Origin of the sequence: Paenibacillus mendelii, assembly GCF_024498075.1 — a bacterium.
Lineage (GTDB): Bacteria > Bacillota > Bacilli > Paenibacillales > Paenibacillaceae > Paenibacillus_Z > Paenibacillus_Z mendelii.
In genome coordinates, this window is the sequence record NZ_JANHOF010000028.1 from 1 (window position 1) to 19,677 (window position 19,677).

Consider the following 19,677-nt stretch of genomic DNA (forward strand, 5'->3'; position numbering starts at 1 on the left):
TTTGTTTTTGGGATCCGTCAGCCCGCCAGCGTCGTGGACCCATTAACATCATACCAAGGAGTCTTTTTCTTTCTCAAACCTCGTATTTCTTCATAATAGGAATGCTGCCCGTTAGCTTAATAAAACAAGGAACAGCTGCCGCGGCAAACTGTTCCTTGTTGCGTTCAACTAACGTTCCCCGTTAGCGTAATGACCTGGCGTTTTCTATGACCGGTTAATTCAACATTTGCGTAACGTTACGTTTTCAAAAAACGCATTAAGTAGTCCGCATTCGGTAACCCGTACTCCTCCATCGCAACTTCCTCCATAATAAGACAATTGATAATGGAAAAATACCAAGCCAATAATTTCCGTGGATCTCCCGGGGAGAATTCTCCAGCTTCCTGCCCTTGAATAAATATTGAAATCAGCCTCTCGAGTATAACATCCTCTGAATGTTGTTCAAGAATCCGTGCGGCCTCTTCTGGAATTTCATCCGTCTTGCGTGCTCTTAGAATTAGCATAAATGCATATTTGCTGCTCTCATCAAGCATACCTGTGGTTAAGGCTTTGATTTGTTCAAATGGAGAGCCAGGCAAGTATTGAAGGTTCTCGGTTTCCAACTTCGCTTCTTCGATTAACTCCTGAACGAGCGTTGTGAAAAGCACGTCTTTGGATTTGAAATATCGGAAAATAAGACCTTCGCTGATGCCGGCTTCCGCAGCGATCATGCTCGTTTTCGTTCCCAAGTATCCGTGCCGAGCAAATCGTATTAGCGCCGCTTGCTTAATCTGTTCTCTGCGTTCGTCGCGGATCTGATTCAGTTGGTGTTTATTTAATGGAGACAATGATCCTCAAACTCCAATCTTATGAAAGAGTTATCCTTATCGTAACATGAAATCGCTAAATTATCCCCTTTGCAATTTCGTTCTCTGTAGCGGTGGCTAGAGGATGTACCCGGTTAATAAGTTCCTCCAGGAATTGCTCCGGACGGGCAAAACAAGCAAGATGACCGGCATTACGAATCAGTACATATTCTTTGAAAGGAGCTTCAATTTTGTCGAAGTATGCTTTTGCCGTTGCAATCGGCGTAATGATATCTTTATCGCCATGCATAATAAAGAACGGCAATTTAAGGCACAGTCCAACCTCATCGAAGTCAAAAGCCACTAACTCGTTATAAAGGTGGTCAAGGGAGAATTTCATCCCTTTGAAAAAATCGATGAGATCGCTGAACTTGTGTTCTGGGGAAGAAAGCATAGACGGCAAAATAAGGTCCATAATCATATTTGGCACGTCGTTGATCACTTTAACGAGGTATTGATTCCTCCGTTCGAAATCTTCACGGCTCCATCGTGTTGGATCCGGCCCCATTTTCTCGACCAATTGAACCCCCTTCGCATGGCCTGCATTGCGGAGAGAGTCCATCGTCAATTGGTGCGTGAGATACTGGGGATCCGGAGAATTTTGATCGGTACCGACATAGGCATAAAATAGGTCGGGACGTCTTTTCGCCATCATAATTCCGATCAGGCTGCCTACCGAACTGCCGATGAGAATCACTTTCTGCTGTTGGATTTTGTTGCACAGGTACTCTACCAACTCGATCCCGTCCTGAGCAAGGCGGCTAAAGGTGATGGGGCCGCTTCCGTCTTTTCCGTTCCTCGTAAACGTTTTGCCAGCGCCTCGCTGATCCCATTGCACGATGGTGAAATGTTTCTCCCAAGAACGCAGCAATGGGCTGAAAATGGAGTATGGGGAAGCCGGTCCGCCATGAATGAACAATACAACAGGATTATGATAATCCTCTCCCCGTATTGTTACCCACTGGTCGATGCCGCCGATTTTAACGTAATGGCCTTCAATGATACGATTCGGCGTATGAATCTCAAGTAGCTTTGTGTTTTTGCGTCGGTTGCGGTTTCGGAGTAATAAATCAGGCAGGATGTTCGTTTTACTCATTTTTTTCATCTCCTTCTAAAGTGAATGGGGAAATTTTATGAGTGAGTAACTCACTCAATTTAAAGTATATCATTTTCCGCATATTGTCAATCGTGTGAAATAACTGCGCTGCCCTTTAGCTTAATAAAAACAAGGAACAGCTGCCGCGGCAAACTGCTCCTTGTTTCGTTGAACTATCGTGTCCCGTTAGCGTAATGAACTCATTGACTTCGCCAGCTTATACCTAGCACAAAAACGCGTCCCATTTGCCCATGGTTTGAATACCGCATTAACTTCCTTAATTTTAACCATGTCACCTTTTGTATCAAATTTGAAAACTTTATCCCAGTATAAAAATGGCCCCCCTTATAAATAAAGTTATCGGCCACATTGTACGCAACTGGCTCTGGTTTGCTGCTGATAGCCCCAGGTGGCTCCACCAAGTGCGATACCTAACAACATCCACCCTCCGTACACCATGGATACCATCAATCCGTTGCCATCAAAACGCACAGGACCATCAGCCAGACCTAGTGCTTGCATAAAAGTCCCAAATATCGCCAGCAGCCCCATAGGAGCTGTCATACAGGCAGCAATCCAACCTCCAATGATAAAAATCCTGCGAGGAACTTTTTTGCCAGCAAAAAACGGGACCCAACGGGGGAATAAGCGCCCCCATCTTTGGACAAGAGCGAGGGAAAGCAATGCACTAGCACCAAAAACCAGAATTTCACCAAACGCAGAATGATGGCCGAAATTTTGACCGCCCCCTAAGGTCCCACCAAGTGTCCAGTAGATTTTCAGCAAAGGATATGGAAATGAAAGGATGAAAGCGGCATAGCCAAGCCACGCATTCGAGCGAATCTTCCTCTTGATCAAGGGCCCTTGGCCACACGCAACACATGCACCGCGGGATACGCGCTGAAAAGAGATGGTGACCATTGCCAGTAACGTTGCCCCTGTGAGGCTTATAGCCCGGGACACAAAGCCTGACCAGTCAACGACAGGTGGCAAACCGGGTATTCCAATCACAGCGGCCGTGCGGAGTGCGTCAAAGACGATACCAGCTGATGACCAGATTAGCAGAATAGAAGCGCTCCATGCGCTGATTAGCACGAGTAGACGTGGTACAAGTCTTACTCGCGTCCAACCCATTGACAGCAGCAAAGCGATCACTCCAATTATTGCGGCGAATGCCGTAACCCACATTGGAGCAAATCCCTTTGTATAGTCTGGACTGTCTGGAAAAAGGGGTTTCAATATAACGGCTAGCAGGGTTACGGCGCAGGCCCCGAGTGCAGCCCACACTTGAAAATAAGATTGGACGGTCGAGTCTTTATCAACCGATCTCGCAATATTGGCACCATCCATCTTAGCCATTGTTTCTCCAATGTGATTTTGGTTATTTGAAGACATTGATGGGACCAGCTCCCTAAAGTTTTAATCTCTGAAGGTCTACTTCCCCGCAGCTTGCTGCGGGGAAGTTTATTTTCGATCTCAGTTATAAATTTTACAGAAACATTTCTTTGCCGAAAATAAACTAAGGTCTATTTTCCAGCTAGACCTTAGTCTTAAATATGATTGATCAAACGCTTAAAAGGAAGGAACTCTAAAGCGAGTTAATAACGTGGCAAACACATGTAAAGAGCCGATAAGATTATTATGTTAGTCTGAATCCATTAGCGTAATCTGCCCGTTAGCTCAATCGACGAGGGAGACGTGAAAAGGATCCGCCGTGGCGGATCCTTGTGTGTTTTATTGAACTATCGTGTCCCGTTAGTTGAACGATACATGCCGGGAACTTCAGATCCTCACTTGTTTGTGGTTAGTTCCGCTATTGATCCCCAAGAGTTTATACGTTTTGGGGCGTTTTTCAGCTAAACGACTTTCGTCAACTTGATATCCATCCAAGGTTCCCAACTCTCGCCATCGCCTGACAACTCCCACCTGCCAGTTAAGGTGTTGCTGTCATCGCTAAACATACCCGTGAAGCGCTCAGATTTTCCTGCAATTGTCCAGACGGCGTCGAGTAGATTCGCTTGATACTTACCGACGCTGCCTCGATTGTCATAAGAGTGCGTAAAGTACGTCTCGCTAGAAGTATCATAACCTATGATCTCGATAGTCTTAACCTCTTCGTCACCCATATAGCCACCCACGTGGTGAATAAGGAAAAATCCGCCAGGTAGCCATTCGTAAGTATCAATTGCCTTCAACCTGGCAGTCGGCCCGGACGGACTCGCCTTAATCAGTCCTTCCGTATTCCATTTGCCTATGAACACATTCAAGCGTGTGAGCGCAAGATCTGGCTTGGGCGGATCGTGTGGAGCAAGGGAATTATCTTTCTTTGTCACTAATATGTTCCTCCTTCATAGTTAGGGCGGTTGCCACTCTTTATAAATGAATTTTAAAATCTCCTTTTATTCTACAAGTTTACAGATAATGCGGTTTCTTATCGATTGCTATTTCGGAAGTTGAAGAAACTACTGGAGCCTGCTTGTATCCTGCCAGTTAGCTTAATAAAATGAGCAGGCCACCACAGCGCCTGCTCATCCATGTTTCTTATTCAACTATCGTACCCGTTAGCGTAACAGAAAGGATCTAATTGTTTCAATAACTGGAAGGATATTACACGATGTTTTAAGTAGAACATGATGGCGGCACAGTCGATGTTAATAAATTGCAACGGATTATTTTGTATCCGTTCTGCCAGTTCGTCTATGGTGACCCAGCGGGGGTTATGTGTGTGTTCGCCTTCTTTGAGTAATTCACCCTCCGCCCTGCAAACAAAGTAGTAACCGACCGAATCGACTTCGTACCATACAATAATAAGTTGATTCGAGTGATTTCCGTCAAACAATATAAAAAAATCGACCCTGTTCGCATCTGCAAAAGGTCGGTTTTTTTTGCGTTAGAACTCGTTACCGTGTCCTGTTATTAGCTTAATAAATAGTACAAAATGCATCAATTCCCGACTCGGTAACTAATGCCCTAGTAGTCGCCCATTGCCTGAAACTTTCAGGAATTACAAATGTTTGGTTAATTTTGTCATTTACCCCCAAAAAAGAGTATTCAATACGAATATATTGTAGTATGTTGTTATTCAAATTGAATAACCTTCCTCATTCTTACCGAAAGAAACAACATAGACATGACTTCCCGTAAGGGCCTCAGATAATGATCTTTCGGTGATTCTGCTGAATGTTATTTTTTCAGACCCTGCCTTCTCAACTACACCATGTTTTACTGTCAATTCGACACAACAAGGGGGTGTTTAATCAAAACAAGTTTAAAACGAAATACCGATGGATAGTCAACAAAAATAAGTTTATAGGTGAGGTGCATTAATGAAACGAGGATTTATACCTTTCGTTTGGGCATTTACGCTGTTGGTGCTGATTCTGCTTCCGCCGTTGCAGGCATCGGCCGCTGATGATTGGAGTTCCGAGGTGCTCCTTAACGAATTCAACGGAACCATCCTTGGCTTTGACGAAAGCCGTATTATTTGGAAAGAAACCGGTAATAAGGTGCTCTGGTTGCATAACCGTACGGATGGAAGCCAAGTAAAGGTGTACGATGCCACCGGGTCTGACCATACGATCTATTCGGCAAAGTTATCCACTGAAGGTGTAGTCTTTACTTTATCTATTACAGACTCTAGCGGATGGCCTACTTATCATTCTGTTTATTATTGGAACGACGGAAACGTTCGAAATCTGATCGATGGCAATTATCCATATGGGGATGTTTATGATGTGAAAGGGAATTTTGCGGTATTTACCAATAGAGTGCTGGATTTAGCTACGGGACAGTCCCGTACCTTACCGAATTCGGGTTTTCAAGGTACAAATCGCTTTGATCTGTCGGCTGACGGAACCGTGGTTTATACGGATCCAACTTATCATTCGAACCTCTACAAGTCGCTTCCCGACGGTACGTTGATGACATATGTGCTGCCTGCCGGCTACCAAACCTACAGCGGACCTTTGATGGACGGGAAAAACATGATCTACCAGGTTAAAAGGAACAGTAGCGAAAAGTGGTTGCTCCGATTGCGTGACGCCGATGACAATATTACCACATTAGCCCTAAATCCTTGGTATGGCTTTTTTCCCAACCCGAGACCATCCTATCAGATCAATAACGGCTGGATTGCCTATCAGGAGTATAATAAAGAAAAAGATAATTGGGCCTTGTATGTCCGGTCGCCGGAAGGCGAAACCAAACCGATCTTTGAAACCCCTTCACAGACGTGGAAACAGTCGTGGTACTCAAGAGACGGCATCTCCATCAATCAGTTGGGCGCGGACGGCTCGGTTGTATACACGGTGTACTACGGGAAGTTGAAATACTCCAAAACGTACCTTTATTCCTCTCAAACGGATACACATGTGCGTGTGTCCAGCGGTATGAAGTTCCAATACCAGAATGGCGCCTGGTACCGGATGACTAGCAATTCGTTGTTCGCCATTCAAAGCTAATACTTCATTACTACCGCCCCCGTATGGCCGACGGAGACTTTAAGCGGACCCGCCCTTTCAATCGGTCAGCAGGGGAACGGAAAACCGAAGATTTTTGAGCATATGTCCCAGAACTAGTCCCGTAAAATCCCCAATGGAACCTGCATCCAGATTCCATTGGTTATAGGGACGGTCACGGGGGATCAAGCCCTCAATGACTAGTATTCGTTGAAAATAAAGTCCAGACTGCTGCCACTATTCTGCCCGTTAGCGTGGAAAAGTCAGCCGTTCATTCTCATTCGAGCCGGCTGCCTCTTGTCTTTATTAAGCTATCGTATCCGTTTAGTTGAACAAACATTAATTATATCGTTCTAAATACGTCACTTAACTCCTGTAACTGCGACCGTATTGAAAACCCTAGAGTCAGGTCCTATGATTTGATTAGTATTCGAGAATCCAACTCGAAGCATACACGGAATAATTTGCTGATCTATCATATTCTGAATGTGGTTATATACCACCCCTCCCTTTCCATATGAAAGGGTTATTATTACTGAGCCACCAGGTTTAAGCACTCGGAATATTTCATTTATGCTTCTAGGCAAGTCATCCCAAAAATAGATTGAATGAATGCTAAAGACCTTATCGAAGCTGCTATTTGGGTAGGGGATTTCTTCCGCACTCCCATATCTTATCTCTGCTCTGCCACTTTTTATTGCTTTTTTATTACGGATAGTTGCTGAACGGACCATAGTTTTAGATAGATCAATACCAATGACGTGTCCATCCGTTAATTGATTTTGAAGCAGTTGAATGGCAAACCCTGCGCCACACCCAAGCTCCAATACTTTATCGTTGGGTTGTAATTTTATCAGATCTATTGTCCAGAATGTCTCAGGTTGATGCTGTTTCACCATTTTTTCACCTATCCACAAACCAAAGATACCTTTCGGGTTTCCGTAATAAGCTTCAATAAATCGTGTGAGACGGATTTTCATTGTAAGATTCACCTTCTTAAGCTTAGTATTTTTTCATCGGCTTCCTAGCCTTACGCTGGGATCAATGAGGAGCGACAGAATTATGATAGTTGCTTTCTGAATCGGTAAAATAAATAAACAGCTCGCACAAATAAATCGATCGTAATGGAAAGCCATATTCCTGCAATACCCATACCTAATTGGATGCCCAGTACATAAACGCCAACCACCCGGATTACCCACATACCAATAGCCGTAGAATACATTGGACTTTTCGTGTCACCAGCTCCTTGCAGTGCTCCTGTCAGCACCAAACCAACAGCGAGGAAAGGCTGCGCAAAAGCATCAATTTTAAGTGCAGTCGAAACCATCTTGATTACGGTAGGTTCTGATGTAAACCAAGCAGCAAACCAAGAAGAAAAGAAGAACAGGAGTGCGCCTACAAAGGACATAAACGCAACCGCGACCCCAGTAGTCAGCATTCCGTACGCGTAGGCTTCCTTTTTTTGATTTGCGCCGAGGTTTTGTCCCACCAATATTGTAGCGGCAACTGCTAATCCGTAGCCTGGCATATAAGAAAATATTTCGATGTTCCCTGCGACCGTATGTGCGGCAAATGTATTTGTACCGATATGAACAATAAGTCCGAAATATAAAACCTGACCTAACCGCATAATTAAGCGTTCAATTGCTGCTGGCGTTGATAATTTTAGTAACGCTTTTGTATGTTCATTCAAAACGATTCCCGTGAACATTGGAAAGGACAGCTTAGATTTTTTTATATAACGATAAAGAGCTATGCTACCAATAATCCTTACGATGACTGTTGCCCAGGCTGCTCCCGCAATCCCCCAACCTTCAAACTTCCAAACCCCAAATATAAGCACATAGTCCAAAACAACATGTACAATATTGATCCAAATACTGATTTTCATCGGCGTCTTCGTGTCTCCAGCCGCCCGTAGAATGCTACCAAAAACGAACATAAGGGAAATAAAGACTGATGGAACCGCGACGATTGTAAAGTATGTAACAGCTGCCTCTAATACATTTGTTTCTGCCCCCATAATCTGGAGTAATGGCCTTGCAAACAGCAATGAAATGAGTCCAAATAACAAGCCGGTGATTGTAGCGATCCATGTGGACTGTTTGGCAATCAATTTCGCCTTAGCGTAATCGTTTGCCCCAACACTTCTTGCGATGAGTGAAGATGCTCCTGTTCCAAGTGCCATGAAAATTGCTATGTATATGGCAATTATTGCGTTAGAAATGCCGACCGCCGTCACTTCAACAAGACCGATTTTGGATACAAATAAGGTGTCTATAAAACCCACAACCGTCTGTAAAAGGTTCTCAATCATAGCTGGAACGGCAAGGGCAAGAATGATATATAGTTTTTGCTTCCTTGTTGTGTGTTGCCTTAACATATTTTCCGAATCCATAGCCAGCATTCCCCCTACTTCAAATAATGGTCAAGTGCCTTATGAAGATCAGAAAGAACCTCTTTTTCATTACCTTTGTGAACGGCCTCTACAACGCAGCCCTCTAGATGATCTTTTAGTAGCAATTTGGCGGTATTGTCTAAGGCTTTGCGCACTGCTGCAATCTGTAAGAGAACCTCCGAACAATCTCTTCCGTTCCTAGTCATATCCTTTATGGACCGCACATGTCCTTCAATTCTTGCTAATCGGTTCACAACTTTTTGTGTATGCTTGTGTGGATGATTATGGTTATGCTCATGTTTTTCGCTCATAATTGTGCCCCCCTTGTCGTCCTCATTTTATCCCCCCGGGGGGGATAATGTAAATAAAAAATCTCATTATTACATCAAAAATTCGAAGTATGTGACTGTTGCGTCCGTTAGCAAAACGAGGCTTCCGATCCTTGTCGGCAGCCTCGTTTTAGTTGTTTATTAAGCTATCGCACCCGTTAGTTGAGCGAAGTCTTGTTAAGAAGACTGCTTATTTTGTGGCTTTCACTGAGAATAATAAAGGTATTTTAACTTCATCTTTAATCTTCCACCAACCATCGTTTTCATATATCATCTTTCCTTCAAATTTTTCATATGCAGAATACGGATACTCATCAAATTTCAAAATATATAATCCATTTTTAATTAATGAATTTAATATCTCTCCCACACTATGATCCCATTGATAAAACTCTTCGTTTTCCATTAAAACACTGCGATCCCCATATGTAGTATTTGAACGACATAATATGGGATCTGTAAAAAAATAATTATATTCTACTTCAAATTTTTGAGTTATCGTATTATATTCAAGAATGTTTCCTATTGGGTGACCCTCAACCATAAAAAAAATTCCTTCTGGTTTTAAGTATTTAGCTATAATGCTCCCCCAAAGATTTAAGTCAGAAATCCAACATAAAACTCCGTAAGAAGTATAAACAATATCGTATTGTCGATCTAAAACATCAGGAAGTTGCAAAATATCTGCACAAATAAAATCAGCATGAACTCCTGTTTCATTGCTTAATTTTTTGGCCAACTCTATTGCTTCATCGGACAAATCAACTCCAGTTACTTTTGCCCCCATTCTCGCCAAAGAGAGAGAATCTAATCCAAAATGGCACTGTAAATGCAGAATAGATTTTCCTTCTAAATCACCTAACTCTACTAATTCAATTGATTTTAACGTTGATTTCCCTGCTTTAAACCCTTCGACATCATAAAAATCTGACTTTTCGTGAATTGAAGTTGCTTCATTCCAGCGCAAACGATTGATTTTTGTGTTTTTATCCATCTAATTTCTCCTCATTTAAAAGTGATTTCTAAAATAATCCAACTTTTACTTTACTATACATTAAACAGCATAACCCATGACAGCCCTTTAATTCTCCGTTGTTCAGCTATCACCTAAACGTAAACGTGAAAATGGATCCGTCGCGGCGGATCCTTCTGCTGTTTTATTGTACGTATCTTTTTTTGTATCCGAAATGATCCGTCAGTGTCAGTTGCCGCGGCTTCTCTCAGCCGAAACCCCAAAGTAGATAGGCAGCCATCCCGCAAACATCCACGGGCTGCTCTCTATATATTGAATAGAGGTAAAGCCTGCATTCTCAAGTTTCTGCTTCAACGAACCGAAGGTGAGAAATTTTAACGCACTTACCCCGCCGGCGCCTCTTGAGCGCTGCGTAATCTTACCCAATTGCTTTCTAGCTAGGAAATAGTCGGGAAGATAACCTAAGCCATGTACGACCAGAAACACCTTCCCTCCATGCTGCAGCAGTCGATACATCTCTGCAATAGCAGAAGGAATATGCAAGTATTGAAGCGAAGTCCTGCAAACGATGAAATCCAGCGTCCGATCCTTCAGCTCAACATGGTGGGCGTCGCCATCTTGTACAACAACCTGTCCGCCCTGCTCATACCGAGATGGCAACGTGCTGCGCAGAAGGGATAAATAGAACGGATTATGGTCTACAGCGTAGACGATTCGCTCAGAATCACTTCTTAACAAAGCATGCACAGTCGCCCCCGGACCGCAGCATAGGTCTAAGACTTTTTCCCTTCCTTCCGCTTCCTGCAATAATAGGCTGTCAAACTCATCGGGAGCAACGCTTTGTCTATAATACTCGTAGCATGCATATCCTAACTCCCGGTTTACAACCTGATCGGCGGTCCCGTTCAATATCCCCTCTCGCCGTAAATATTGAATAGACTCCAGCTGAGGCTCGTCAATCGCGTATCGTTTGCCTAAACCCGCGTCCCTGCAAAAATAATATGCGGCACAGGATAGCAGCTGTTCATTGAGGAGAATGCGCGAATAGTTGTCCATCTTCTTCATATTGCGTTTCCCATTTCCTATTATTTTGTTGTTGCAGTAGAGGATAATATTCCACGATCGACTTGCATTCGAACTGGCCGATTAGTCTCTCAAGCTTATTACGGGTAGATTTCAAGCCATAATAGCGCCGCAGCCTGTTCAGCCTGGAATAGTCCGTTCGCCTTGGTTGTTCGGGGTCTAAGTCATAAGGGTGGATATAGAAGATATACGGATTTCCAGAGGAAATCCATTTGCGTACTCCATATATAAATAGGGGATACGGGTAGAAACGAAAGTAACCCCCTCCACCCCAAGGGATTTGAAGGGGTCCGATAGACAACGTTGGCAGGGATACTTCCCAGAACTGTTCTATAATTTCGAAGAAGGGGTTCTCCACGCTCTCATAGAGCCTCGAATAGAGGTCATGATAGGTTCTTGGAACAATGCTGGAATCATAGATGAACCCTTCTTCCTTCAGAATGTCGAGCCCCCATCGAGTCATAGAAAAGCAGGGGGCACGGTAGCCGATTACTTCCGCCCCAATTATATCCTCTAACGTTAGCTTGGATCTTCTAACGTCAGTTCTAAATTTCTCTTCGGATAACGTATACACGAGCTCGTGGGCGTATCCATGGGAGGCAACCTCATGTCTCATTGCATGTATTTCTTGAATAAGACGAGGTTTCTTGTAAGCGATCCAGCCTAATATAAAAAAAGTCGCCTTCGCATTATGCTTCGCTAACAGGGACAATATGGCATACACATTGGTCTCTATCATCAGTTCATAATTGTCCCAGCTCTCAACTTGGATCTGTCTCCCGTCTGTGAACCAATCCTCAAGGTCGACAGTAAATATAATCGACTTCCCCAAAACGCTGTCCCCTTCCACTGATACCTGCAATTCTAGGTTCTCGGCATCCCGTTTTCAAAAAATCAAACGGATTCCGGAGCGACCCAGGTATTCGGGTGTGCATGTAAACGGTCGGAGCCGAACTCTTTCTTCGAAAGATACAATTTGTATCATAAACTAAAATTCCTAGAATTGGAATACCTGATTGAGTATAGGCCGTTTACAAAGCTGAAGGGGATGGAATCCGGCAGACTTAAACGAATCGGCAATATTTATAAAATCGAATAGAGTAAAGGGCTAGGGTTTCCACCCCGTATCGAATATCCGCCCAATAAATTTACTAATTTTAATAGTTAGTAATGATCTGCACGAAAGGAAAAAGTTGCGGTTTCTTTGAGTTATTCATCCCGTTACTTCAAACGGATAGATATCACTCTTCCTATTGGGTTAACAACGGAATGTGTTCGTTTCCGACAGAAAAAAGCCTCAATCCTCCATTAAATAGAGAATCAAGGCCTTGCTTAGTTGAAATCCGTCAATCCATTCAAGTCTATTCATACACAGTCATGACAATGCGGGCCGCATTATACACGATCCGAAACCACGCAGCGGAAGCCGGTATTCCCCGATGAGCTGTCCGGCGTATTGCGGCTTCTGGCTGCAACCCGATACCGGTTGCAGTAGGATTTGTGACACAAGTAGGAGCCGCCGCGCATCGACCTCGTGCCGCTGTTCCCCCGCCCAATGGGATTGTCCGTTTCACCGGTCAAGTGATACGCCGGATCGAACACGTCTGAGCACCATTCCCACACGTTACCCGCCATATTATACAAGCCATAACCATTGGGTGAGTAAGATCGGACGGGTGCGGTTCCCGCGTAACCGTCACTAGCATGGTTGACCTGCGGGAATTTGCCCTGCCAAATATTGCATCGGTGCTCTCCGCCCTGCTTCAGCTCATCGCCCCATGGATACCTCTTCTGAACCAAGCCTCCACGTGCGGCATATTCCCATTCAGCTTCTGTCGGCAGTCGCTTGCCCGCCCATCGGCAATAGGCGGCCGCATCGTTCCAAGTTACATGAACGACGGGATGGTCTCCACGCTCCTCCACATCCGAGTTTAATCCCTCAGGATGAGACCAATCCGATCCCTCAACAGCCCACCACCAAGGCGCACGAGGAGCTGCGCGGTATGCCTTCTGCTCTTGCGACTGCGGTGTCACGAACAGATGAAAGACGTACGACCAGCCAAACCTCTCAGCCTCCGTCCGATAACCGGTTGCCGCAATAAACTGCCCGAACTGCTCATTCGTAACCGCGGTTTCATCCATATAGAAGGAAGGAACGTGCACCTTTCTCACAGGGCCCTCGCCATCCTCGGCAAATCCCTCCCGATCATTGCTCCCCATCAGGAAGGTACCACCCTCTATGAATACCATGCCTTCATAACGGTCAGCGGCCAGTCCCGAATCAGGCGGAGCTCCCGATTCCACCCTAGCCGGCGAGACGTCCCCGTGCGGCTCCGTTTGATGGGCAGGTTTATTCGGTTGCATGGCATCGCGGCTTGCGGAGCAGCAAGACGAAGTTTCCTTGTGGTCAGACATGACACAACCTCCTCATCTGAAGAACATGTTCCCACCTCTCGGATAAGGGTAAACAACCGCCGGAGCGGTCGTTTACCCTTACTCTATTCAAGCAGTCAAGCCTAATCCTGCAGCCCCAATCGCTCTAATTGTTCGCTGGGCGCTTGAAGCTTCACTAACGTTTGTTTCAATGCCTGCTGCAGTTCAGCAGCCTTCTTCTGCTCCTGATCCGCTAAATTAACGAGCTCGCTGGGATCTGTGCTCTTATCGCTTAACCAGGTTGGCGTCGGCCACGAGGCACAGTCACTCACCAATCGCTTCCCGTCCACGTAAGGACCCAGATCATACGGAATGAATTTGGCCACGGCAGTTCCATACCAATATAGCGGCTGATTCTCAGCGTTCGGCGATTGATGCAGCGTCCAGCGGCCGTCGGTGATCGTTACGCTTCGGCCAAACATGCCGCTGATCGCATAATCCCGCAGCGGCGCTGTGCCTGACTCCAGCACGGGAGTCAGGTCAAGCCCGTGCCTGTCAGGAGGACAAGGCTTGCCTGCCGCCCTCAGCACGGTCGGATAAATATCGACCAATTGAACCAATTGATCTCTTCTTACTCCTTGTTCCCCGCCCGGGTAAGCCACGATGAAAGGAATATGGGCAACGGCATCGTACTGGTGGGTTTGGAGCTTGCCAGTACGTCCGTGATCCCCGTTATAAGTGCCATGGTCTGTGGTAAAAATAAGCATGGTATTACTCCATAAATCCAGCTCATCCATCTTATCGAGCAGCTTGCCCAGCCATTTGTCCACCAGCACGACATTGGCCGCATAGCAGGCCTGCACATGATTCTTTTGCTGCTCCGTCATGTGTTTGTTCCATTCATCATAAGGAGCCTGCGGAATAAAGCGGTCCACGTCATACCCTCGCGGGTCGAACATCTTCACATATTCCTCCGGCGGATCCCACGGTTCATGCGGATCGAAGCAATCCAGGTGCAGATAGAAATCGTCGTGCGTATGATTCGCTTCCAGCCAATCCGCTGCCTTGCTGAAGATCTGCGCGCAGAAGTAGTCTTCCTCGGATTTGCGCGTCAGATGTACGTTACGGAAATGCCGTTCCAATTTCGTATTCTTCTCCGATTCGGGGCAAGGGAATTCGACCGGATCCGTTCTCCAAGCATCCGCTTCGTGACCGCGGATAAACTCGAAGCCCGTGTAGCCCATATGATAGTTGCCTGCGCCTTGCTCCCACATATGAAAGTGATCGGTAATGAAATAGCTGACCGGATTTCCGTTGTCCAGCTGCTTGTTTAAGGAAGAATTCGGCGGTCCCGAGATCTGCCTAGGCAGATCCAGGTCGTCATCCTCCAGCGGACCCCAGCCTCGCTCCAGAAACTCATAACGTCCCGTATAAATGTCTCTGCGTGCCGGCATGCAAGGCGTCGATCCGCAATAGGCATTATCGAATACGATGCCTCTCTGTGCCAGACGGTCCATGTTCGGCGTCGGAATAACCCAGTCCGGCTGCTCCGCGCTGACCACTTGATTAAGCGGCCGCCCATTGTGATAGGGACCGCAATGGTCCCTCCTTAACGTATCGCATACGATAACAATACTGTTCAAGTCGCTTCACCTTCCGTCCAGGCATTTTTATTATTGTTCGCTTAGCTCGATAATCGTGTGAATATGGACCTTGGGAACCGTGAACACGATTCCTTCCTCGGTCTGCTCGGTCGCCAACGGTTCGTTGTCGGGACGAGTGGTAGCCGATTGAATCCGTTTATCGTTAATGTACACTTGAATGCCGTATACAGGCGTAATGTTCTCGATCGGATCATAGAACGAGCTGGCTTTCTCACCCGTATGAATGTTTTGAAAATTGATCAGGTGCAAATATTTCTTGCCGTCCTTCTCCATCATGTTCGCCTCAACATGAACGGGAGCTTCCACCTCGTAATCCTTCTCTGTGCTGTATTGATCCAGCAGATTCGTCATAATGCGCCGCACCCAGAAGTGATTGCTGTTCCAATACGTTCGGAATACGGGAGCAGCCACATAGATTGCCGTTCCTTTGCCATAACGGTTTACGCTGATGCCCGGAAAATCGCTGATCGTGCCGGCAGGCGGCATCGGATGCCTGAAGGCGCGGTTAACCGCCGGAACCGTCAATGGCCATTGAATCTGACTTAATGGTTCTGCCGTTGTCGGAATCGTCTTGATGAATTCCCCTTCTACCAGTTGAGGGATTCGGGCAACCCCCTGCCACAGCTCCTCATTATCCGTGAAGTAAGCGAACGGGTACGGCGTGCGCTCCAAGTAATGCAGGCCAAGCACATTCGCAAGCTGGAAATCCTTCGTTTCCTTGGAATAGGTCGCCGCACCTTCGGCCAACAGCAAACCGCCGCTCGCGACAAACGAGTCCAGCCGTTGAATCGATTCGGAGGATAGCTTGACGTTCTCCGTCACCACCACGACTTTATATCCTTCCAGATCCGGGAAATCGCCGTTATAGTAAATATCGAATTGCTGATGGCCTTCAATCAGCATCTTGGCCGCCCCGAACGTGGCTGCATCATCCTTGTCGTGGTACCAGTTGTTCGTATTATTAGCGATCAACGCCGTATGACGAACGCTCTTGCTTCCAATACAATAAGCCTCGCGCGCTTCCACGAAACGGAAGGCTTCGCCGATAATATCATACACACCGGCCTGCAGCGTTCCGTCCGGCATCACCTGATCGCCGATATTGATGATTCCGCCGTTCGCCATGATGCTTGCGAATTCGAACTTGAGCTGCTCGGCCGTCTTGCAGGACATCAATCCCCAGCCTTCGGTGAATCGAACGGTCATAATTTGCACCGGAACATCCAGCGTGCGAATGTGACGAGCCCGAATGGAATGGCCGAGGAATGAGCCCGTAGCGGATGGCTGGGACTCCCATAATCCATAGTCGCTTGTTGCATTCACCTCCGCTGGTTCTCCCATGCGCCAAGCTCCGTTGCAATTGATCAGTACTTCCGGACGAATCTTCTTGATGACATCTTGGATTTCCTTCATACAACGTGCAGCCGAATCGATCCCGAAGCTGATGACCAGCTCCCGGTTCGTTTGCAGAAGCTCCGGTGTCAGCGCTTGCCCGTGCTCCTCCAGAAACTTCTTCTTGCAATAATTACAGAAACAGTAATGGTTATGAATGTACGGAATATCGAACAGATAGCCGTCCATTTCATATTTCTCGGTAATTTCCTTCACCTGCGGAATGACGAGCTCTTCCCGGTAAGGACTGTTGATGCAAGGCAATTCCCATACTGTGCCTTCACTGCCGCGAACCTTCCCATGCTCATCCACTTGGTACCAATCCGGATTATGAAGCACCGCATGCGCATCGGTTCCCAGCGAATAATAGGCAATGACCTTAATGTCATGCTTCTTAGCCTCCGTTATTACCTCTCCGAAGAAGTCTCCTTTTAATCCGCTATGCTTATGGCCTACTGTATTATCATAAAACGCATTGCCGAAGTGGCACTTGGTGAACACACCAATCACGTTTGCTTTCGCTCTGACAAAATGGGAAACAAACTCTTCCGCATTGAAGTTTGTAATCGCATCGCGGGGAAATTCCGGCATGTGAAAATCAATATGAACCTGCCTGATATTCTCGCGAATCCAGCTCGTACTCATCGTAATCGCACTCCTTTTCTATCCACTTCAGTCATAGGGTAAGGAGGAACAACCCGCTCGGGGCGCTCCTCCTCTTGAAGCTAGCCGCAGCCTTGACTATGGCAGCACACTGCTATTCCTTCGTTCCGTAACCGTTTTCCTTCGTCCAATTGTTCGTTTTCAATACGGTTTCCATGTCTTTCTTAAGCGTTTTTTGCATTTCTGACTTGTACTTCTCTTCCGTTACCGATCCTTCCAAATAAAGCTGTCCGATTTTCACCAGGTCTTCATTCAGCCTCTTATCGATGTGTGCCGCATAGAAGTTAACCAGGATCCGCTGCCCAACGAATTGGAAGCCGCTCAGATTAACCGGCAAATCGACATTGGCAAGCGTCGTCGTCACATACATTTTATTGCCCATAAGCGTTGCTACTTCAGGCGAAGACAGGTATTTCAAGAAATCGACAGCCGTCTCCAGTTTGTCTCCGGTTACTTTCTTCGGAATGGCGAATACAAGGTCCGGATAACCGCCAAGCTCATAGTTGGTTTCGGCTGCATTCGGATTTTGCTGCTTGGTCAGGTAAGGCAATGCAAACGTGCCGAATTCAAACTTCCGTGCTTTCGAATCTTGAATCGTTTTTAATTCAAAGTTGCCTGCGAGTACCATCGCAGCATCGCCGCGCAAGAACATTTCCTTCGCTGCATCGCCGCTCATCGCATTGTAGCCCTTGGCCCAATATTGCGACCAATCCTTGATAATCGGCATAAAGCCTGTCCAATCCGCCGATTCTAAATTAACAGCGCCTTCATTAACCGATGCCGCGATTTCATTGAGCTCCAGCTGTTTATTGTCATTGAAATCATAGCTTCTCACTTTTTCAGCCGCAATTTGATTCGTCATCATGTTAACAGCCCACAGGAGATGGTTATCACCCGGCTTGGAATTCGCGAAGGCAAACGGCGTTACGCCAGCCTCTTTCAGCTTAGCTTGTACATCAAGAAATTCTGTCCATGTCTTCGGAATTTCAAGATTGTTCTTCTGGAACAGTTCTTGATTATAGAAGACGCGGATGGATAAGGTTTGCAGCGTAATGCCTGCAAGCTTCTCCGAAATCGGATTCTTCATCTCATTCAAGATGGATTGCGTGAAGGTTTCTTTCCAAATCCGATCGCCCGCATACGGATTGGGCTTGTCATATTCCGCCGTTAAATCCGTAAGCAAATCTTTATTCAGATCTTCATGAGTCCATGTATAACGGCTAGGGATAATGTCAGGGGATGTGCCGCCGATGAGTCCTGTCGTCAACCACGTCCGGAACGAATCTCCATCGCTGGGCGCATAGTCCAGCTTAATACTCACGTTCTGATGCTTGCTTGTGTAACCGTCAATAATTTCTTGCCACACTTGCTTCGTCTCTTCGTCCTTAGGCGTCTCCACCGCAAACGTCAGATCGACCGATTCGGCTCCAGTTCCTGCTGATGCCGGATCATTGTTTGTGCCCGAGTTGTTACCCGATGAGCATCCCGCCAACACCAACGATAAGATCAGTGTCATGGAAAGCAAAGCACTCTTTCTCTTAAACATACGAACCACCTCTTTTTTTAAAATTATCTATCCTAGCCCTTAACAGCACCGGAAGTTACGCCGGCGATAAAAGGTTTGGTAGCGACCATAAATAGCAGCAATAACGGGAGGGAAGAAATAATATAACCGGCGAGCTGAACGCCCATGCCTTGATCCATATTACCTGTGATCGTACTTAACGCAAGAATAACCGGCTTGACGGCATCGCCGTTCGTCGCGACGAGCGGCCATATATAGTTGTTCCAGCCAGCCAGGAAGTTAATGATCGCAACGGTTGAAATAATCGGAAGCGACAGCGGAATGACGATCTTAAAGAAGATTTGCCCCTCACCCGCACCTTCCATGTCAGCCGCTTCAATCAAGCTTTTCGGGATCCCTTCGAAGAAGGTTTTCATGAGAAAGGTAGCCATCGCGGCACCAAACGCCATTGGCGGGAATATCTGACCTTGGTACGTGTTGAGCATGCCCAGCTTCTGAACCAGCAGGAACTGGGGAATGAGGATCAAGTAGCCCGGGATCATCATTAACGATAGGATGAGCACGAACAAGATCTGTTTGCCCGGATAATTGAACCGAACAAAGGAATAGGCTGCGAGCGAAGAAATCAGCACGACTCCAACGACGATTGCAGATGAAATCAGCAAGGTATTCCCGATAAACGGCCAAATTTGCCGGAACGCCGTCGAGTAGTTGTCCAATCGCAGCGGGAATGAAATCCCCCAGAAATTATGAATCGATTGCTCCGTATACTTCAGCGAGCTCACAATGAGCATATAGAAAGGAAAGAGCGTCAAGATCAGCAGCGTAAATAGGGATCCGTAATGCGGAACCGCCATTAGATTTTTTCTCATAATA

General features: G+C 46.2%; 16 protein-coding genes. 1 reads left to right on the top strand and 15 read right to left on the bottom strand.

Going from position 1 to position 19,677, the window contains the following annotated elements; all coding sequences use genetic code 11:
- Positions 1–236: 236 nt before the first annotated feature.
- The 4 genes from NNL21_RS34350 to NNL21_RS34365 form a co-directional block, all read right to left on the bottom strand.
- Positions 237–827 (bottom strand): TetR/AcrR family transcriptional regulator, encoded by a 591-nt coding sequence (locus NNL21_RS34350; RefSeq protein WP_204822685.1) that lies wholly within the window; start codon positions 825–827, stop codon positions 237–239.
- Positions 828–882: 55 nt separating this feature from the next.
- Positions 883–1,941 carry an alpha/beta fold hydrolase gene (locus NNL21_RS34355; protein WP_204822686.1) on the bottom strand — a complete coding sequence of 353 codons (1,059 nt, stop codon included), beginning with the start codon at positions 1,939–1,941 and terminating at the stop codon, positions 883–885.
- Positions 1,942–2,298: 357 nt separating this feature from the next.
- A complete protein-coding gene (locus NNL21_RS34360; RefSeq protein ID WP_256555676.1) occupies positions 2,299–3,336 on the bottom strand; it encodes a hypothetical protein in 1,038 nt (345 codons plus the stop codon).
- 461 nt (positions 3,337–3,797) lie between these two features.
- Positions 3,798–4,274, bottom strand: coding sequence for a DUF1579 family protein (locus NNL21_RS34365; RefSeq protein WP_204822687.1), 477 nt, complete (start codon positions 4,272–4,274; stop codon positions 3,798–3,800).
- Positions 4,275–5,267: 993 nt separating this feature from the next.
- Here NNL21_RS34365 and NNL21_RS34370 point away from each other — a divergent pair.
- A complete protein-coding gene (locus NNL21_RS34370) occupies positions 5,268–6,401 on the top strand; it encodes a hypothetical protein (RefSeq protein ID WP_204822688.1) in 1,134 nt (377 codons plus the stop codon).
- Positions 6,402–6,760: 359 nt separating this feature from the next.
- Here NNL21_RS34370 and NNL21_RS34375 read toward each other — a convergent pair whose 3' ends face one another.
- The 11 genes from NNL21_RS34375 to NNL21_RS34425 form a co-directional block, all read right to left on the bottom strand.
- Positions 6,761–7,378: a class I SAM-dependent methyltransferase gene (locus NNL21_RS34375; protein WP_204822689.1), complete on the bottom strand. Its 618-nt coding sequence runs from the start codon at positions 7,376–7,378 to the stop codon at positions 6,761–6,763.
- Positions 7,379–7,458: 80 nt separating this feature from the next.
- Positions 7,459–8,799, bottom strand: coding sequence for an MATE family efflux transporter (locus NNL21_RS34380; RefSeq protein ID WP_204822690.1), 1,341 nt, complete (start codon positions 8,797–8,799; stop codon positions 7,459–7,461).
- A 14-nt stretch (positions 8,800–8,813) separates the two neighbouring features.
- Complete coding sequence (locus NNL21_RS34385; protein WP_204822691.1) at positions 8,814–9,110, bottom strand: metal-sensing transcriptional repressor; 297 nt, start codon at positions 9,108–9,110, stop codon at positions 8,814–8,816.
- A gap of 208 nt (positions 9,111–9,318) precedes the next feature.
- On the bottom strand, positions 9,319–10,122 hold the full coding sequence (locus NNL21_RS34390; protein ID WP_204822692.1) for a class I SAM-dependent methyltransferase: 804 nt from the start codon (positions 10,120–10,122) through the stop codon (positions 9,319–9,321).
- A 207-nt stretch (positions 10,123–10,329) separates the two neighbouring features.
- Positions 10,330–11,166 carry a class I SAM-dependent methyltransferase gene (locus NNL21_RS34395; protein ID WP_204822694.1) on the bottom strand — a complete coding sequence of 279 codons (837 nt, stop codon included), beginning with the start codon at positions 11,164–11,166 and terminating at the stop codon, positions 10,330–10,332.
- Positions 11,126–12,016, bottom strand: a complete 891-nt coding sequence (locus tag NNL21_RS34400; protein WP_204822695.1) for a polysaccharide deacetylase family protein — start codon at positions 12,014–12,016, stop codon at positions 11,126–11,128. Before NNL21_RS34400 ends, NNL21_RS34395 begins: the two co-directional genes overlap by 41 nt.
- 563 nt (positions 12,017–12,579) lie before the next feature.
- Positions 12,580–13,599, bottom strand: a complete 1,020-nt coding sequence (locus tag NNL21_RS34405) for a formylglycine-generating enzyme family protein (protein ID WP_204822696.1) — start codon at positions 13,597–13,599, stop codon at positions 12,580–12,582.
- 101 nt (positions 13,600–13,700) lie between these two features.
- Entirely contained in the window at positions 13,701–15,200 is a 1,500-nt protein-coding gene (locus NNL21_RS34410) for a sulfatase family protein (RefSeq protein ID WP_204822697.1), read from the bottom strand.
- Positions 15,201–15,230: 30 nt separating this feature from the next.
- Positions 15,231–17,258 carry an alpha-amylase family protein gene (locus tag NNL21_RS34415; protein ID WP_204822698.1) on the bottom strand — a complete coding sequence of 676 codons (2,028 nt, stop codon included), beginning with the start codon at positions 17,256–17,258 and terminating at the stop codon, positions 15,231–15,233.
- A gap of 112 nt (positions 17,259–17,370) precedes the next feature.
- Positions 17,371–18,822, bottom strand: a complete 1,452-nt coding sequence (locus NNL21_RS34420; protein WP_204822699.1) for an ABC transporter substrate-binding protein — start codon at positions 18,820–18,822, stop codon at positions 17,371–17,373.
- 32 nt (positions 18,823–18,854) lie between these two features.
- Entirely contained in the window at positions 18,855–19,673 is an 819-nt protein-coding gene (locus tag NNL21_RS34425; RefSeq protein WP_204822700.1) for a carbohydrate ABC transporter permease, read from the bottom strand.
- Positions 19,674–19,677: the final 4 nt, after the last annotated feature.

Bases quoted from the DNA above. Each gene is read 5' to 3' on its own strand.
- NNL21_RS34355 (WP_204822686.1), bottom strand. From the start codon at position 1,941: ATGAGTAAAACGAACATCCTGCCTGATTTATTACTCCGAAACCGCAAC.
- NNL21_RS34360 (WP_256555676.1), bottom strand. From the start codon at position 3,336: ATGTCTTCAAATAACCAAAATCACATTGGAGAAACAATGGCTAAGATG.
- NNL21_RS34370 (WP_204822688.1), top strand. From the start codon at position 5,268: ATGAAACGAGGATTTATACCTTTCGTTTGGGCATTTACGCTGTTGGTG.
- NNL21_RS34375 (WP_204822689.1), bottom strand. From the start codon at position 7,378: ATGAAAATCCGTCTCACACGATTTATTGAAGCTTATTACGGAAACCCG.
- NNL21_RS34380 (WP_204822690.1), bottom strand. From the start codon at position 8,799: ATGGATTCGGAAAATATGTTAAGGCAACACACAACAAGGAAGCAAAAA.
- NNL21_RS34385 (WP_204822691.1), bottom strand. From the start codon at position 9,110: ATGAGCGAAAAACATGAGCATAACCATAATCATCCACACAAGCATACA.
- NNL21_RS34390 (WP_204822692.1), bottom strand. From the start codon at position 10,122: ATGGATAAAAACACAAAAATCAATCGTTTGCGCTGGAATGAAGCAACT.
- NNL21_RS34395 (WP_204822694.1), bottom strand. From the start codon at position 11,166: ATGAAGAAGATGGACAACTATTCGCGCATTCTCCTCAATGAACAGCTG.
- NNL21_RS34405 (WP_204822696.1), bottom strand. From the start codon at position 13,599: ATGTCTGACCACAAGGAAACTTCGTCTTGCTGCTCCGCAAGCCGCGAT.
- NNL21_RS34415 (WP_204822698.1), bottom strand. From the start codon at position 17,258: ATGAGTACGAGCTGGATTCGCGAGAATATCAGGCAGGTTCATATTGAT.
- NNL21_RS34420 (WP_204822699.1), bottom strand. From the start codon at position 18,822: ATGTTTAAGAGAAAGAGTGCTTTGCTTTCCATGACACTGATCTTATCG.
- NNL21_RS34425 (WP_204822700.1), bottom strand. From the start codon at position 19,673: ATGAGAAAAAATCTAATGGCGGTTCCGCATTACGGATCCCTATTTACG.